Raw genomic sequence first — 14,003 nt, forward strand, 5'->3', positions numbered from 1 at the left:
CTATCGCCGCTGTCTCAGGTTTCCTGCAGCAAAGGTTGCAGGGCTTTGTCTATGGCCTCCCGAGCGCGGAAGATTCGAGAGCGCACGGTACCCACCGGACATTGCATGACACTGGCAATGTCTTCGTAACTCAGCCCGTCGAACTCACGCAGGGTCAAGGCCGTGCGTAGGTCTTCAGGCAGTTGCTGGATGGTGCGATGGACAGTGCCTTCGATTTCATCCCGCAACAACGAGCGCTCTGGGGACTCGAGATCCTTGAGGCCATGATCGCCGTCGTAAAACTCCGCATCCTCGGAGCTGACATCGCTGTCTGGCGGCCGTCTTCCACGGGACACCAGGTAGTTCTTCGCCGTGTTGATGGCGATGCGGTACAGCCAGGTATAAAACGCACTGTCTCCGCGGAAATTGCCAAGCGCACGGTAGGCCTTGATGAAGGCTTCCTGTGCTACATCCTGGGCCTCGTGGGTGTCGTGAACGAACCGCACGATCAACCCGAGAATCTTGTGCTGATACTTCAGCACCAACAGATCGAACGCTCGCCTGTCACCGCGCTGAACGCGCTCGACAAGCTGCTGATCCTCTTCCTGGGTTAGCATGAACACTCCTCAGTGAACTCGAAGGAGCGTTGCAACAGCCATCGTTCAGGCTTGCAACCATAGACTCGGGCTTTGCGCAAAAGTTCTCCCCTCCAAGCAAGTTTCCTGCAGCCCTTGGTCGGCTTGCAGGAAAGACGCGGCACGGTCACGGCCGGTTACGTCGATAATCAGGTTTTCGAGTACGCAGGGACAGCCCGGACAGGCCTGCCGCCCTGCGTCGCCGCGGCAAATTGTGGCGTGCGGGCAGCCTTCATAGGATTTCCGGCCACACCGGAAAGTTCCCACAAAGGTTGCCGCGACCACGCAAGTGGCATGGAAATTGGCCACCCGGGGCTGCTATAAAGACAACCCGGCCAGTTTTAACGATAGTTTCACAATGCCATCGGCGCGTGACTATTGTGCCGCGCCCCTTCCGAAGAATACTAGTGTCCCGACATGAGCCAACAATTCCAACATGATGTCCTGGTGATCGGCAGCGGTGCCGCCGGTCTCAGCCTGGCACTGAACCTCCCCAGCCACCTGCGCGTCGCCGTACTCAGCAAGGGCGACCTTGCCAACGGCTCGACCTTTTGGGCCCAGGGCGGCGTTGCGGCAGTGCTGGACAATACCGATACCGTGCAGTCGCACGTCGAGGACACCCTCAATGCCGGCGGCGGCCTGTGCCACGAAGATGCGGTGCGGTTTACCGTCGAGCACAGCCGCGAAGCCATTGAATGGTTGATCGAGCAAGGCGTGCCGTTTACCCGCGACGAGCACCATAGTGTCGACGACGGTGGCTTCGAGTTCCACCTGACCCGCGAAGGCGGCCATAGCCACCGGCGCATCATCCATGCCGCCGACGCCACCGGTGCCGCGATCTTCACCACGCTGCTGGAACAGGCCCGCCTGTGCCCGAACATTCAACTGCTGGAGCAACGGGTGGCGGTCGACCTGATCACCGAACGTCGCCTGGGCCTGCCCGGCGAGCGCTGCCTGGGTGCCTACGTGCTCAACCGCAACACCGGCGAAGTGGACACCTTCGGTGCACGCTTCACCGTGCTGGCTACCGGCGGTGCGGCCAAGGTCTATCTGTATACCAGCAACCCCGATGGCGCCTGCGGCGACGGCATCGCAATGGCCTGGCGCGCCGGCTGCCGGGTGGCGAACCTGGAATTCAACCAGTTCCACCCGACCTGCCTGTACCACCCGCAGGCCAAGAGCTTCCTGATTACCGAAGCCCTGCGCGGCGAAGGCGCCCTGCTGCGCCTGCCCAACGGCGAGCGCTTCATGCCGCGCTTCGACCCGCGTGAAGAGCTCGCCCCGCGCGATATCGTGGCCCGCGCCATCGACCACGAGATGAAGCGCCTGGGCGTTGACTGCGTTTACCTGGACATCACTCACAAGCCGGCCGACTTCATCAAGAGCCACTTCCCTACGGTATACGAGCGCTGCCTGGCCTTTGGCATCGACATCACGCGCCAACCGATCCCGGTGGTACCGGCGGCGCACTACACCTGTGGCGGGGTGATGGTCGACGACCGCGGCCACACCGACGTGCCCGGGCTGTATGCCATCGGCGAAACCAGCTTCACCGGCCTGCACGGTGCCAACCGCATGGCCAGCAACTCACTGTTGGAGTGCTTCGTCTATGGCCGCTCCGCCGCGGCCGACATTGAGGCGCACCTGGATGAGGTGAACATGCCTAAGGCCCTGCCCGGCTGGGACGCCAGCCAGGTCACCGACTCGGACGAAGACGTGATCATTGCGCACAACTGGGACGAACTGCGGCGCTTCATGTGGGACTACGTGGGCATCGTGCGCACCAGCAAGCGCCTGCAGCGGGCCCAGCACCGTATTCGCCTGCTGCTGGACGAAATCGACGAGTTCTACAGCAACTACAAAGTCAGCCGCGACCTGATCGAACTGCGCAACCTGGCGCAGGTGGCCGAGCTGATGATTCTGTCGGCCATGCAGCGCAAGGAAAGCCGCGGACTGCATTACACGCTGGATTACCCGGGCATGCTGGACGAGGCTAAGGACACCATTCTCAGCCCGCTCTGAAATCGGCGTCGCGGCCTTCGCGGGTAAACCCGCTCCCACAGGTACTGCGCAGGCATCAAGCTTGGCGCTGTGCCTGTGGTAACCCGCGAAGAAGCCAACTCGGTCTTGACCTATGCCCGGTTAACTTCAGCCCACCGCCGGCGGCTGAATTTGAGCCGCACCCGCAAGCGCCGGTGCTCATCAGCCCCCAACGCATCCTGCGGTATGCACTGGCTCTCCCCCAGCCACCGCCCCGCCCGCACAAAACGCAACACCACCAGCCCAGGCAACGCGACGCTATCCCGGCACAAACGCACCGGCTGCCAGCCGCGGGCACGGCTGAACACGCGCCAGCCGCGCACATCACGACGCAGGCCAACAACGGCATGTTCATGGGTCAGCAGAATACGTCGGGGAATGGCCCAGCCAGCATGGGCGATACAGGCGGCGATGACAGAAAGCTTGAACCACCCGGGCAGCGGGCTCGCCCATACGGCGAACCACGCCAGCACCTGACAACCCAGGTAGGCCGCTAGCAGCAGGCGCGAGCCTTGCCAACGGCACTCGAAACACTCACTTGGGCTGGACACGGTCCAGAATGATACGGACCATGCGCTGCAGCTCTGGGTCTTCGGACTCGGTGCGTTCCATGAACCAGCCGAACATGTCCTGATCCTCGCAGCTCAACAGACGCACGTAGAGTTCGCGGTCGGTTTCGTTGAGGGTGGCGTAGACTTCCTGGGTGAAAGGCACCAACAGTACGTCCAGTTCCAGCATGCCACGGCGGCTATGCCAGAAAAGCCGATTGATTTCAGTTTGTTCGACCATGGGGCCCTCCTCGAGTGGCCCGCCAGTATACAGCCAGGCGAGCGAAGCGACACCGGGCGTTGGTCTAGTCACCTACCTATTTTGTTACCGTCGTTCTATGATGGCCGCCAGTCTTTAGCCACCGCGATGACCCATGGCCGATTCCGCTTTCTTCTGCCCCCTGTCCCACGAGGGCATCCTCGCCGTCCGCGGCTCCGATGCAGGCAAGTTCCTGCAAGGCCAGCTGACCTGCAACATCAACTACCTCAGCCAGGAACACGCCGGCCTCGGCGCCCGCTGCATGGTCAAGGGGCGCATGCAGTCGAGCTTCCGCATCCTGCCCGAAGGCAACGGCTACCTGCTGGCCATGGCCTGCGAATTGCTCGACGCCCAGTTGGCCGACCTGAAGAAGTATGCCGTGTTCTCCAAGGCCACGCTGACCGACGAAAGCGCTGCCTGGGTACGTTTTGGCCTGCAGGGTGGCACCGCGGCGCTGCAGGCGCTGGGGCTGGAAGTGCCAGCAGCCGCGGGCAGCACCGTGCGCCATGAAGGGCTGATCGCCATTACCGTGTCCGCTGACCGCGTAGAGCTGTGGGTGCCGGCAGACAACGCCGCCACTGTTCGCCAGGTGCTGGCCGCCGCGCTGCCCGAAGGCAGCCTCAACGACTGGCTGCTGGGGCAAATTCGCGCCGGTATCGGCCAGGTCATGGGGCCGACCCGCGAGCTGTTCATCCCGCAAATGATCAACTTGCAGGCCGTCGACGGCGTCAGCTTCAAGAAAGGTTGCTACACCGGCCAAGAAATCGTCGCCCGCATGCAGTACCTGGGCAAACTCAAGCGCCGCCAGTACCGCCTGGCATTGGACCAGCAGGCCATTCCCGCGCCGGGTGCCGAGATCTTCTCGCCCACCCATGGTTCGTCGGTCGGTGAAGTGGTCCTTGCGGCGGGCAACGGTGCTGGCTGCGAACTGCTTGCCGTGCTCAGCGCCGAAGCGGTGGAAGACGACAACCTGCACCTGGGCAGCCTTGAAGGCCCACGCCTGCAGGTACTGACCCTGCCCTATGAATTGGACCGCGACCGGGAAATCCAGCGCTGACCAGCCTGCCCCGCCCATGCGACGGGGCCGCACCCCCACTGCGGTAGACACGCCCATGAACAAGCTGGCCGAGATGGTTCAAGCACAGTTGCTCGATGCCATCGAAAAGGATGACCTGGTCTTGCCGACCCTGCCCGAGGTTGCCTTGAGCATCCGCGAAGCAGCGGAAGACAGCGAGATCAGCGTAGCGGCCCTGAGCAAGGTGATCGGTCGCGATGCGGCCCTTTCGGCGCGCCTGATCAAGGTCGTCAACAGCCCGCTGCTGCGCGCGGCGGTCGAGGTCACCGACCTGCACACCGCCATCACGCGGCTGGGCATAAACTACAGCTGCAACCTGGCTATAGGCCTGGTCATCGAGCAGATCTTCCACGCGCGCGCGCCGGCGGTGCAGCAAAAGCTGCGCGAAATCTGGGCCAACAGCCTGGATGTAGCGGGTATCAGCTACGAAATCTGCCGTCGCTATACGCAACTGAAACCCGACCAGGCCACCCTCGGCGGGCTGGTCAACCAGATTGGCGCGTTGCCGGTACTGATCTACGCCGAAGAGCACAACGAGCTGTTGTCCGACCCGGTATGCCTGCATTACGTGATCGAACAGATCCAGCCGGTGCTGGGCGACAAGATCCTCAAGGCCTGGGAGTTTCCGGAGCAACTGGTCAACCTGCCGAGCCAGGTGCAAGACCTGGATCGGCAGACCGACAAGATCGACTACATCGACATCGTGCAGATCGCCCGCTGCATCAGCCAACATGGCCGCCACCGGCCACTGGCAGCGCTGCCGGCGTACCGCCACCTGGGGTTGCCGTTCGGTACCGAACTAGAAGTGGATGAGCTGCTCGAGGCGCGAAGCATGTTGCGCTAAGCGGTGTCAGCCTGCACTGGCCTGTTCGCGGGCGGGCCACGCAATCCGGGTAGGAGCGGGCTTGCCCGCGAAAGGGCCGGCACAGGCAACACATCAATCTGCGATAAAACTCACCCGCACCCGCAACCCGCCTTTTTCGCCATCATGCAGGCTGACCTGCGCCAGATGCGCCCGGCAGATCTCGCCAACGATCGCCAACCCTAGCCCACTGCCCTGTGCACTGCGCCGATAGAAACGCTCGAATACCCGCTCGCGCTCGGCCTCGGGGATGCCCGGCCCGTCGTCCTCCACCTCCAGCACCGCTGGCGCCACCACTCGCAAAATCACGTTGCCGCCCGCGGGCGTATGCGCCAAGGCATTGTCCACCAAGTTACTGAGCAGCTCGTTGAGCAGCGTTGGCTCGCCCTTCAACCACACCGGCGCCTCGGCCTCCAGGGCCAGTGCCACCCCGCGTTTGTGCGCCAGTGGCGCCATGGCCATGCCCAGTTCGCGGGCCAACTGGCTCAGGTCAAGGCGCTGCGCGCCACCTTCGGCAATCGCCCGCGCGCCGTTCTCGACCCGCGCCAACGACAGAAGCTGGTTAGCCAGATGAGTCAGCCGGTCGGTGCCTTGGGCGGCAGCCTCCAGTGTCTGCCGCCACTCCTGCGGTTCGCAGGAGCGCAAGCCCAATTCGACACGCGCCTTCAGGGCCGCCAGTGGCGTGCGCAACTCGTGGGCAGCGTCGGCGATAAACTGCGCCTGGCGCTCGAACTGGCCGCGCAAGCGCTCGGTGAAATGGTTGAGCGCCCGCACCAGCGGGCTGAGTTCGCGTTGCACCTGCACCACCGGCAAGGCCCGCAGGTCGTCCGGCTGGCGCTCCTCCACTGCCGTGCGCAGGCGCTCCAACGGCCGCAACGCGGCACTCACGGCAAACCACACCATCACCAGCGCGCCCAGCGCCAGCATACCCAGGCGCAGCAAGGTATCGGCCATCAGCCCACGGGCCATGCTCACCCGTGCCTCCTCGGTTTCGGCCACGCGGATTTCCGCCATGCCGTTCATGTTCGGTTCGCTTACCGGCTTCAGCAGGCTGACCACCCGCACGTCCTGGCCCAGGTAGGTGGCGTTGTAAAACCGTGCCAACGCCGGGTAGTCGTCGGTGCGCGGCGTACCCGGCGGCGGCGGCGGCAAGTTCTCGTAACCGGAAATCAGCCGTTGCTTGATGTCCAGCACCGTGTAGTAGATGCGCCCGGCACTGTCGTAGGCGAACGTGTCCAGGGCCACGTAGGGCACGTCCGCGCTCAGCGAACCGTCACGCTGCGACACGCCGGCAGCAATGGTCCGCGCCGAGGCCAGCAGCGTGCGGTCATAGGCGGTGTCGGCGGCCTCGCGGCCGTTCCAGTAGGCACTTAGCCCGCTGGCCAGCATCAGCACCACCAGCAGCAAGGCCAAGTTGCCCAGCAAGCGCCCGCGCAGGCTGCCGTTGTCACGCATCGCGGTGCTCAAGCAGGTAGCCCAAACCGCGGAAGGTGACGATGGCCACTGGGTGGCCGTCGAGCTTCTTGCGCAGGCGGTGGATATAGATTTCGATGGCGTCAGGGCTGGCCTCTTCGTCCAGGCCGAACACCTGCGCGGCCAGTTGTTCCTTGCTCATTACCCGGCCCGGGCGGGCAATCAGCGCTTCCAGCACGCTCTGCTCGCGCGAAGTCAGGGTCAGGTTATCGTCACCCAAGGTGAAGCGCCGGGTGTCCAGGTCGTACACCAGCGGCCCACAGCGTTGCTGGCGCTCGCCGCCGAGCACGCTGCGCCGCAGCAGGGCCTTGACCCGCGCTTCCAGCTCAGTCAGTTCGAATGGCTTGGCCAGGTAATCGTCGGCGCCCAAGTTCAGGCCGTGGACGCGGTCCTTGACGTCGCTGCGCGCGGTCAGCATCAGCACCGGCAAGGTCTTGCCGCGGCCGCGCAAGCGCGCCAGTACTTCGAAACCATCCATGCGCGGCAAACCGACATCCAGCACCGCCACGGCGTACTCCTCACTGGCCAGGGCCAGGTCGGCGGCCACGCCGTCGTGCAACACATCCACGGTCAGGCCGTGGCTTTTCAAGGCCTGGGCCACGCTTTCGGCCAGTTGCAGGTGGTCTTCGACCAGCAGCACACGCATCGGATTCTCCCTGCTTGGGTGGGGGCGGTGGCGCGGAGTGTACCGCTGTCGGCAGGCCTGTGAAGCCCTGCCAACAAACCTTTCACGCTGAAAGGTTAGCGAAAGGTTCGTTGCCTAGCATCGCACCACGGTCGCCCTTCGCGCCGAATAAAGCACCAGCAAGGTGCAACGAATAAGAACAATAAACGGAGTCATCGACGATGCTGTCATCGCAGCCGCAGGCGTTCGCGCCTACCCGTTCCTTTGCCGCACGCCCCTCTGCCATCGTCAGCGCCCTTGCGCTCGCCGGTGTCGCCCCGATGAGCCAGGCCGCCTTCTTCGACGACAGCACGGCCAGCTTCGAAACCCGCAACATGTACTTCAACCGCGACTTCCGCGACGGCACCAGCGCGCAGCAATCCAAGCGCGACGAATGGGCCCAGGGCTTCATCCTCAATTTCGAATCCGGCTATACCGATGGCGCCGTGGGCTTCGGCCTGGATGCGTTGGGCATGCTGGGTATCAAGCTCGACTCCAGCCCAGACCGCACCGACACCGGCCTGCTGCCGACTCACGATGACGGCAAGGCCGCCGACGAATATTCCAAGCTTGGCCTGACCGGCAAGGTGAAGGTGTCGCAGACCGAGCTGAAGATCGGCACCTTGATCCCCGAGCTGCCAACCCTGCAGCCCAATGACGGACGCATCCTGCCGCAAACCTTCGAAGGCGGCCTGCTGACCTCGAAGGAGGTCAAGGGCCTGACCTTTACCGGCGGCCGCCTGGACAAGGCCAAGGACCGCAACGACACCAATTGGGAAGACCTGGCGCTGAACAACAAGAATGGCCGTTTCGGCGGTTCGTTCAGCGCGGACAATTTGGCCCTGGGCGGCCTGGACTATCAGTTCACCGACCGCATCACCGGCAGCTACCACTTCGCTCAACTCGATGATATCTACCGCCAGCACTTCATCGGCATGGTCGCCACCCAGCCATGGGGCCCGGGCACCTTCGGCGCCGACCTGCGCTTGGCGGTCAGTGACGATGCGGGTGCCGCCAAGGCCGGCAATATCGACAACACCACCGTCAACGGCATGCTCAGCTACGCCCTGGGCGGGCACAAGGTCAGTGCCGCCTGGCAGCAGCTGTCTGGCGACAGCGCCTTCCCGTACGTCGATGGCGCCGACCCGTACCTGGTCAACTTCGTTCAGATCAACGACTTCGCCGGCGCCGACGAACGTTCTTGGCAAGCGCGTTACGACTACAACTTTGCCGCCCTCGGCGTACCCGGCTTGACCTTCATGACCCGCTATATCAGCGGTGACAACGTCAGCCGCGCCGCAGCTGGCGAGGGCAAGGAATGGGAACGCGATACCGAAATGAAGTACGTGGTACAAAGCGGCCCGTTGAAAAACGTCGCCGTGCGCCTGCGCAACGCCACCTTCCGCTCCAATTTTGCCCGCGACGCCGACGAAGTGCGGCTGCTGGTGAGCTACAGCGTGGCGCTGTGGTAACCCCCTAGCGGTAATCCAATAACAACAACGCTTACGGAGATTGACGATGACCTTTTCACTGCGCCGCCTCGTCCTCGCTACCGGCTGCCTGCTGCTGGCCGGCAACGCCCTCGCTGCCGAACCGAAACGCCCCGAATGCATCGCCCCCGCCTCACCCGGCGGTGGCTTCGACCTGACCTGCAAGCTGGTGCAAAGCGCCCTGGTGCAGGAAAAGATCCTCAGCAAGCCAATGCGTGTCACCTACATGCCTGGCGGTGTCGGCGCGGTGGCCTATAACGCCGTGGTCGCCCAGCGCCCGGCTGATGCCGGCACCCTGGTGGCCTGGTCCAGCGGCTCGCTGCTGAACCTGGCCCAAGGCAAGTTCGGCCGTTTCGACGAGAACGCGGTGAAATGGCTGGCCGCTGTCGGCACCAGCTATGGCGCCATCGCAGTCAAGAGCGACTCGCCCTACAAGACCCTCGACGACCTGGTCGCGGCGCTGAAAAAAGACCCAAGCAAGGTGGTGATCGGCTCCGGCGGCACCGTCGGCAGCCAGGACTGGATGCAGACCGCGCTGATCGCCAAGGCCGCTGGCATCAACCCGCGTGACTTGCGCTACGTGGCCCTGGAAGGCGGCGGTGAAATCGCCACGGCCCTGCTGGGTGGGCACATCCAGGTGGGCTCGACCGACATCTCCGACTCCATGCCACACATCCAGAGCGGCAACATGCGCATCCTTGCGGTGTTCTCGGAAAACCGCCTGGACGAGCCCGAGATGAAAGACATCCCCACCGCCAAGGAACAGGGCTACGACATCGTTTGGCCGGTCGTGCGCGGCTTCTACCTGGGGCCCAAGGTAAGCGACGAAGACTACGCCTGGTGGAAGGCCTCGTTCGACAAGATGCTGGCCTCCGAAGACTTCGCCAAGCTGCGTGACCAGCGCGAGCTGTTCCCGTTTGCCATGACCGGCGAAGAGCTGGACAGCTATGTGAAAAAGCAAGTGGCTGACTACAAGGCACTGGCCAGGGAATTTGGCCTGATCCAGTAAGCCACCTTTTCACCAATCCCTGTGGGAGCGGGCGTGCCCGCGAAGAGCAAACCGCGGTGCCTGGTACCAGCGCCGGAGTTCGCGGGCTTGCCCGCTCCCACAAACGAGGACTTTGCAATGATCCTGCAACGCATCTTCGCCCTGGCCCTGCTAGCGGTGTGCGCCGCCCTGGCCGTGATGGCCTGGCCCTACCAAGCCGCGTTTTCCTATGAACCGGTCGGCCCGCGCGCCTACCCACTGCTGATGCTCGGCCTGATGGGCGTGGGCCTGCTGTACCTGGTGTTCCGCCCCACACCGATCGTGCGCAAGGACGACGAACCCGAGCTGGACCGCGAGACCCTGATCAAGATCGCCGCCTGTGTCGGCCTGCTGATCGTCTTCGCCGCCACGTTCGAGCCGCTGGGCTTCATCCTCAGCGCCATCCTCATTGGCCTGCCCATGGCGCGCCTGTACGGCGGCCGCTGGCTGCACAGCGCCATCGTGGTGGTCGGCATGAGCGTGTTCCTCTACTGGCTGTTCGACCGTGTGATGGACGTGCCCCTGCCCCTTGGCCTGCTGAGCGTATTGGAGAACTGACACATGGATACCTTGAGCTACCTCGGCCAGGGCTTCGGCGTCGCCCTGTCCCCCTACAACCTGGTCACCGCCCTGTGCGGCACCTTGATTGGCACCGTGGTCGGCCTGCTGCCGGGCCTGGGCCCGATCAACGGCGTAGCCCTGCTGATCCCCATCGCCTTTGCCCTTGGCCTGCCGCCAGAATCAGCACTGATCCTGCTGGCAGCGGTGTACCTGGGCTGCGAATACGGCGGGCGCATCAGCTCGATCCTGCTGAACATCCCCGGCGAAGCCTCGACGGTGATGACTACCCTCGACGGTTACCCGATGGCCCGCCAAGGCCTGGCCGGTGTGGCCTTGTCGTTGTCGGCCTGGAGTTCGTTCATCGGCGCTTTTATCGCCACCTGCGGCATGGTGCTGTTCGCCCCACTGCTGGCGAAATGGGCCATCGCCTTCGGCCCGGCGGAGTACTTCGTGCTGATGGTGTTCGCCATCGTCTGCCTGGGCGGCATGGCCGGTGACAAACCGCTGAAAACCTTCATTGCCGCACTGATCGGCCTGTTCCTGTCGGCGGTCGGTATCGACGCCAACAGTGGCGTGTACCGTTTCACCGGTGACAGCGTGCACCTGGCTGACGGCATCCAGTTCGTGGTGCTGGTGCTGGGCCTGTTCTCGGTCAGCGAAATCCTGCTGCTGCTGGAAAAGACCCACCATGGTCACCAAGCGGTCAAGGCCACCGGGCGCATGCTGTTCAACTTCAAGGAAGCGGCCTCGGTATTCGTGGTCAACATCCGCTGCGGCCTGCTGGGCTTCATCATGGGCGTACTGCCGGGTGCCGGCGCAACGCTGGCCAGTGCCGTAGCCTACATGACCGAGAAGCGCATCGCCGGCGCCAGCGGCAAGTTCGGCAAAGGCGACGCCCGCGGCCTGGCTGCGCCGGAAACCGCAATTGGCGCGTCGTGCTGTGGCGCCCTGGTACCGATGCTGACCCTGGGTGTACCGGGCTCGGGCACCACCGCGGTGATGATCGGCGCGCTGACCCTGTACAACATCACCCCCGGCCCCCTGCTATTTGAACAGCAGCCGGATATCGTTTGGGGGCTGATCGCCTCGTTGTTCATCGCCAACATCATGCTGGTGATCCTCAACATCCCGATGATCCGCATCTTCACCCGCATCCTCGCGGTGCCGAACTGGGCGCTGGTGCCAGTGATCGCCATCATCACCGCGATCGGCGTGTACGCCGTGCATGCCACCACGTTCGACCTGTTCCTGATGGTCGGCATCGGCATCATGGGCTACATCCTGCGCAAGCTGGACTTCCCGCTGTCGCCGATCCTGCTCGGTTTCATCCTCGGCGGGCTAATGGAGCAAAACCTGCGCCGAGCACTGTCGATTTCCAACGGTGAACTGGGCATTCTCTGGTCGAGCCCGATCAGCCTGTCGGTCTGGGTGCTGACCATTTGCATGCTGACCCTGCCGCTGCTGCGTATCTGGCGCAAACGCAGCCTGCAGCGCCGGGCCATGGCCGATGCCTGATCGGTCAGTGCCACTGTTCGTCGCGACCGGGCTGGTCGGCCTTGCTGGCGGTTTTGCCGCCAGCAAGGCCGGCTGGCCTTTGCCGTGGATGGTGGGCTCACTGCTGGCGATTATCCTGGTGCGCTGCCTGACGCCCTGGCAATTGCCGGAAATCCATAATGGGCGCAAATGCGGGCAGTGGATCATCGGCATCGGCATCGGCCTGCACTTTACCCCAGCGGTGATCGAGCAGGTGGCCAGCCATTTTGCGCTGATCTTCTTCGGCGCATTGTTCACCACCTTGTCCAGCGTGATTAGCGTGTGGCTGCTACGGCGCACCGGTGAGGACCGCGCTACCGCATTCTTCGCCAGCATGCCCGGCGGTTCGGGGGAGATGGTCAACCTGGGGGCACGCAATGGCGCGGTGCTCAGCCAAGTGGCGGCGGCGCAGAGCCTGCGCGTGTTGGCGGTGGTGCTGTGCGTGCCGGCGCTGTTCAAGTACTTGCTGGGTGACGGGGTGCCGCTGAATCACGCCGGCAGCGTCAGCTGGGGCTGGCTGGCGGTCATTGCCCCGTTGGGCGTTGCCGTGGCCTTGCTCTGGCAGCACTTGCGCCAGCCCAACCCCTGGTTGTTCGGGCCATTGCTGGTGGCGGCCACGCTGAGCCTGGCGGGTAACTTGCAAATCGCCCTGCCCCATGGCGCCAGCCAAGTCGGCCAATGGCTGATCGGCAGTGGCCTGGCGTGCCACTTCAACCGGGCGTTCTTCCGCCGGGCACCGTCATTTCTCGGGCGCACCCTGGTGGCCACGGCGTTGTGCATGGCGATTGCCGCCAGTGCCGCCTGGGCACTGAGCAGGATGACCACGCTGGACCTGCGTTCGCTGACCCTGGGGATGATGCCAGGCGGGATCGCCGAAATGAGCCTGACCGCAGAGACCTTGCAACTGTCGGTACCGCTGGTGACGGCGCTGCAGGTGATGCGGCTGCTGTTTGTGCTGTTTCTGGCAGAGCCGTTGTTCCGGCTGTGGAATGCAAAACCGGAATAACCGCGTCGCCTTCTTCGCAGGCAAGCCCGCGAAGAAGGCGACGCGGTGTTTCGCTGCTCACAACGGCGGCAACGCCCAGTTGATCGGCGCCAGCCCACGCTGTTCAAGAAAACTGTTGGTGCGGCTGAAATGCCCACAGCCCAGGAACCCACGGTAAGCCGACAACGGCGACGGATGCACCGACTTCAGCACCAGGTGCTTGGTCCCATCAATCAGCTTCTGCTTGCTTTGCGCATGCGCGCCCCACAGCAAAAACACCACGTTCGGGCACTGCTCGCTAACCACCTGAATGACCCGGTCGGTAAAGAATTCCCAGCCCTTCTTGGCATGCGACGCCGCATTGGCGCGCTCCACCGTCATGGTCGTGTTGAGTAGCAACACGCCCTGCTCAGCCCAGCTTTGCAGGTAGCCATGGCTGGCGATCGGGATATTCAGGTCGCGCTGCAGTTCCTTGTAGATGTTGACCAGCGACGGTGGCGTGGCCACGCCCGGCTGCACCGAGAAGCACAGGCCATGGGCCTGGCCTGGCCCGTGATACGGGTCCTGACCGAGGATGACCACCTTCACCTGGTCCAGCGGCGTCGAATTGAGCGCATTGAAGATCAGCGGCCCGGGCGGGTAGATTTCCTTGCCAGCGGCGTACTCATTGCGCAGAAATTCGCGCAACTGGTGCATGTAAGGCTGGTCGAATTCGGCGCGCAAGGCGGCCTTCCAGCTGGGTTCGAGTTTGATGCGGTCGTCGTCAGTCATGCGGCCTTCCATAAACAATGGCGCGACACTAGGTAAGCCCTTCTCGCTTGTCAAACGATCCGACCGACGACCGGCATGTTCGGCCAAGCAAGCCATACTTG

The 14,003-nt window shown here is 63.8% G+C and carries 14 protein-coding genes; 8 read left to right on the plus strand and 6 right to left on the minus strand.

What is annotated here, in order from left to right; genetic code table 11:
* Window positions 1-14: 14 nt before the first annotated feature.
* A complete protein-coding gene (gene rpoE, locus DV532_RS19910) occupies window positions 15-596 on the minus strand; it encodes an RNA polymerase sigma factor RpoE (RefSeq protein WP_003252049.1) in 582 nt (193 codons plus the stop codon).
* 435 nt (window positions 597-1,031) lie between these two features.
* Here rpoE and nadB point away from each other — a divergent pair, with 435 nt between their 5' ends.
* Entirely contained in the window at window positions 1,032-2,636 is a 1,605-nt protein-coding gene (nadB, locus tag DV532_RS19915; RefSeq protein WP_056802038.1) for an L-aspartate oxidase, read from the plus strand.
* A gap of 110 nt (window positions 2,637-2,746) precedes the next feature.
* Here the strand turns inward: nadB and DV532_RS19920 are convergent, their stop codons facing one another.
* Window positions 2,747-3,205, minus strand: coding sequence for a protein YgfX (locus DV532_RS19920; protein WP_056802036.1), 459 nt, complete (start codon window positions 3,203-3,205; stop codon window positions 2,747-2,749).
* Window positions 3,189-3,443 carry a succinate dehydrogenase assembly factor 2 gene (locus DV532_RS19925; protein ID WP_056802035.1) on the minus strand — a complete coding sequence of 85 codons (255 nt, stop codon included), beginning with the start codon at window positions 3,441-3,443 and terminating at the stop codon, window positions 3,189-3,191. Before DV532_RS19925 ends, DV532_RS19920 begins: the two co-directional genes overlap by 17 nt.
* A gap of 133 nt (window positions 3,444-3,576) precedes the next feature.
* Between DV532_RS19925 and DV532_RS19930 the strand changes: the two genes are divergently transcribed.
* Complete coding sequence (locus tag DV532_RS19930) at window positions 3,577-4,518, plus strand: folate-binding protein YgfZ (protein WP_056802033.1); 942 nt, start codon at window positions 3,577-3,579, stop codon at window positions 4,516-4,518.
* 55 nt (window positions 4,519-4,573) lie between these two features.
* Window positions 4,574-5,380, plus strand: coding sequence for an HDOD domain-containing protein (locus tag DV532_RS19935; protein ID WP_056802030.1), 807 nt, complete (start codon window positions 4,574-4,576; stop codon window positions 5,378-5,380).
* Between the two features lie 93 nt (window positions 5,381-5,473).
* Here DV532_RS19935 and DV532_RS19940 read toward each other — a convergent pair whose 3' ends face one another.
* Window positions 5,474-6,853, minus strand: a complete 1,380-nt coding sequence (locus tag DV532_RS19940; protein WP_056802028.1) for a sensor histidine kinase — start codon at window positions 6,851-6,853, stop codon at window positions 5,474-5,476.
* Window positions 6,846-7,517, minus strand: coding sequence for a response regulator (locus tag DV532_RS19945; RefSeq protein ID WP_056802027.1), 672 nt, complete (start codon window positions 7,515-7,517; stop codon window positions 6,846-6,848). The genes DV532_RS19940 and DV532_RS19945 overlap by 8 nt, the downstream gene beginning before the upstream one ends.
* Before the next feature lie 200 nt (window positions 7,518-7,717).
* Between DV532_RS19945 and DV532_RS19950 the strand changes: the two genes are divergently transcribed.
* From DV532_RS19950 to DV532_RS19970, 5 genes are all read left to right on the plus strand, one after another.
* Entirely contained in the window at window positions 7,718-9,007 is a 1,290-nt protein-coding gene (locus tag DV532_RS19950) for an OprD family porin (RefSeq protein WP_056802026.1), read from the plus strand.
* Between the two features lie 46 nt (window positions 9,008-9,053).
* On the plus strand, window positions 9,054-10,034 hold the full coding sequence (locus DV532_RS19955; protein WP_056802025.1) for a tripartite tricarboxylate transporter substrate binding protein: 981 nt from the start codon (window positions 9,054-9,056) through the stop codon (window positions 10,032-10,034).
* Between the two features lie 117 nt (window positions 10,035-10,151).
* Window positions 10,152-10,610, plus strand: a complete 459-nt coding sequence (locus tag DV532_RS19960; protein WP_056802023.1) for a tripartite tricarboxylate transporter TctB family protein — start codon at window positions 10,152-10,154, stop codon at window positions 10,608-10,610.
* A 3-nt stretch (window positions 10,611-10,613) separates the two neighbouring features.
* Window positions 10,614-12,128 (plus strand): tripartite tricarboxylate transporter permease, encoded by a 1,515-nt coding sequence (locus DV532_RS19965; protein WP_056802021.1) that lies wholly within the window; start codon window positions 10,614-10,616, stop codon window positions 12,126-12,128.
* Complete coding sequence (locus tag DV532_RS19970; protein ID WP_056802019.1) at window positions 12,121-13,152, plus strand: AbrB family transcriptional regulator; 1,032 nt, start codon at window positions 12,121-12,123, stop codon at window positions 13,150-13,152. Before DV532_RS19965 ends, DV532_RS19970 begins: the two co-directional genes overlap by 8 nt.
* Window positions 13,153-13,209: 57 nt before the next feature.
* Here the strand turns inward: DV532_RS19970 and ung are convergent, their stop codons facing one another.
* Window positions 13,210-13,902, minus strand: a complete 693-nt coding sequence (ung, locus tag DV532_RS19975; RefSeq protein ID WP_056802016.1) for a uracil-DNA glycosylase — start codon at window positions 13,900-13,902, stop codon at window positions 13,210-13,212.
* Window positions 13,903-14,003: the final 101 nt, after the last annotated feature.

Source organism: Pseudomonas sp. Leaf58 (assembly GCF_003627215.1).
In the GTDB taxonomy this organism is placed as follows: domain Bacteria; phylum Pseudomonadota; class Gammaproteobacteria; order Pseudomonadales; family Pseudomonadaceae; genus Aquipseudomonas.